Annotated in this window: 1 protein-coding gene; it reads left to right on the forward strand. The window is 62.1% G+C overall.

The window, feature by feature from the left end; translation table 11 throughout:
* Positions 1-261 (forward strand): aldehyde dehydrogenase family protein (locus tag IB264_RS34350; RefSeq protein ID WP_192435387.1); only part of this gene is annotated, 261 nt, incomplete at both ends.

Below are 261 nucleotides of genomic sequence, written 5' to 3' on the forward strand. Positions count from 1 at the left end.
CCGGCTTCTACCTGCAGCCGGCGCTGTTTACCGAGGCAACCAACCAGATGCGCATCTCGCGTGAAGAAATCTTCGGACCGGTCGCTTCGGTGATCCGGGTGAAGGATTATGACGAGGCGCTTGCCGTCGCCAACGACACGCCGTTCGGGCTGTCGTCGGGCATTGCCACCACCAGCCTGAAACATGCGACGCATTTCAAGCGCAATGCCGAGGCCGGCATGGTGATGGTCAACCTGCCGACCGCCGGCGTCGATTTCCACG

Source organism: Ensifer sp. ENS11 (assembly GCF_014851895.1).
Classification (GTDB): domain Bacteria; phylum Pseudomonadota; class Alphaproteobacteria; order Rhizobiales; family Rhizobiaceae; genus Ensifer; species Ensifer canadensis.